Origin of the sequence: Lachnoanaerobaculum sp. OBRC5-5, assembly GCF_000296385.1 — a bacterium.
Lineage (GTDB): Bacteria > Bacillota > Clostridia > Lachnospirales > Lachnospiraceae > Lachnoanaerobaculum.
Map to the genome: position 1 here is coordinate 1 of NZ_JH815189.1, position 2,198 is coordinate 2,198.

The following is a 2,198-nucleotide window of genomic DNA, read 5'->3' on the forward strand; positions in this document are numbered from 1 at the left end:
AATCCTATATATAGAAATCCTTAAGAAGGTACCCCGTAAAAAGGGTGTCTTTTTAATTTGTTGAAATATCATTCTTGTATTGCTTAAAATAATATCCTGTCTTTGACAGCTAAAAGGTCTGAAAGCCATATATATCAAGGGTTTCAGACCTTTTTTAATTCACAAAAGTGTAGCTAGAACTACCTACTTTTTTTGCTTTCCCGAAAGACTTTTTTCATACTCAAATCGGTTAAAATTTCGTAATCGGTACGAAATCCGAATACTTCATGAAGTGCATCTGTTAAGGCTGTTCTTGTATAAGCGGGTAGATATCCTAACTTTTCTCCCGGACGATACATCATCATAGAGCGTAATACGTTAATAATCTCATCGCATGTATATTGTTCACCAAGTTTTTTCTCAAGTATCCTAAAGACTACCAATGAAGCAAAACAAGTTATGAAGTGTGCCTTTATGCGATCCTCTCTTTGAAGATAAATGGGGCGTGCACTGAACTCGGTTTTCATGATTCTGAAACATTCTTCGATTTCCCATCTCTTCTTGTTTATACGAACTATTTCTTCGGCACTTGTTGTCTCCAAATTAGTACAAACGGCATAGAAACCGTCATATTTTTCCTCTTCAGCTATGAGGTTCGAATCTATATAAGGGATTTCTCTGTCACAGACTTCTCCTGAAGATGTCATTGCTTCGGTAGCAATAAAACGGCGTGGATCATTTTGATTTTTTTGATTTCTTTTATATTCCCCTTTTTCAATAAGCTTATTAGCACGGTCAATCTGGCTTTGCCTGATTTTCTGATGATATTTTTTGTACTTTAAGGAGAATGATACTATAAGATGTTGCTCTAGAGCTTTATTACCTTCTTTGACTTTTTTATCTGATAAATCTTCTTTAATCCACCTTTCCTTATAAAAGACTTTATTATAGTCTGTCTGTTCATCAAGGTTATTCAGATTAAATAATCCTGTTTCACCTTGTAGTGACCAGCCTTCAGGGTCTAGAGCAAACTCCTTTAAATATTTTGGGAGTTGTTTTATAGATTGTGTTGTTATAAAACTTCTTATTTTTTCACCAAATAAAGTTTTGTGGTTAAACTTTCTATTGGCATTTGAGGACAGACCTGCGTCTGTACAGATAATAATACTATCAATACCATAATCATCGATTACCTTTTGTTCCAGAGGCTTTAGTGTTGGCTGCTCATTCTTATTTCCGGGGAAAATATCAAAAGCAAGAGGAATACCGTCATGATCCATAAACATTCCCATTCCGACAATAGGTAGTGGTTGATGTTGTTTTGATTTTCCATATTTCCTAAGTTCGTCTTCCTGCTCGATTTCAAAGTAATAGTTTGTGCAATCATAGTAAAGAATGTCATTCCTGCGAGGAAGTATTCTTTGGCTATTTTTATAAAGCTCAGATTGAATAAAGTCACTTTCTTTAGATAAAACAGAAAGTGAACGATATATATCATGTAAATTAAAGGTCGGCTGCTCAATAAACATTTTGGAAGAACGATTTGATGCCAACTTAGAAGATGGATAAAGGATACGAGTAAAAATTAGTCGAGATAAAATATCGTTCAAATCATATTCAAAGCTATACTTCTTTGAAATTTTAGAACAGATTTTATCCAGCTTAAGTGAATAGTAAATACTCTGAAGAAATAGATATCCACAGTTAAACAAATGTTTTTCATCAGGTTTCAGGAGCTTTGAAGGAGAACATTTTATTAAAATTTCTTTTTGTTCCTCATATTCCTTACGATTAAGTTCATCAACATATTCCTGAGCCCAAATGTAAGGGTCTTTTCCATTAGCTCTAGTCTTAACCATATCAAGATTTCCAAGTTTTTCAATAGTAACTGTAGTGACAGAACCATTGGATTTGCGTATAGATTTCTGAACATAAAATGTAGCAGAGTTTTTTGATTTACTTACAGTAAGTTTCATAGCATTCAACCTCCATGCTCATATTATACTATAAATAGCTACAAATAGCTACATAAAATAACGAATAAATTGACAAAAAATAAGACTGAAATCCAGTCTTTATAAGGGTTTGAGGTTTATAGAGGGAGTAGTTAGCTGTCAAACTCCCGGGTGTCTTTTTAATTTGTTGAAATATCATTCTTGTATTGCTTAAAATAATATAACTTGATAGAATGTACAGTATATAGCTGTTGGATTTTGATC

General features: G+C 33.2%; 1 protein-coding gene. It reads right to left on the reverse strand.

What is annotated here, in order from left to right:
* Positions 1-179: 179 nt before the first annotated feature.
* Positions 180-1,955 (reverse strand): IS1634 family transposase, encoded by a 1,776-nt coding sequence (locus tag HMPREF1135_RS13490; protein ID WP_007594943.1) that lies wholly within the window; start codon positions 1,953-1,955, stop codon positions 180-182.
* Positions 1,956-2,198 lie beyond the last annotated feature (243 nt).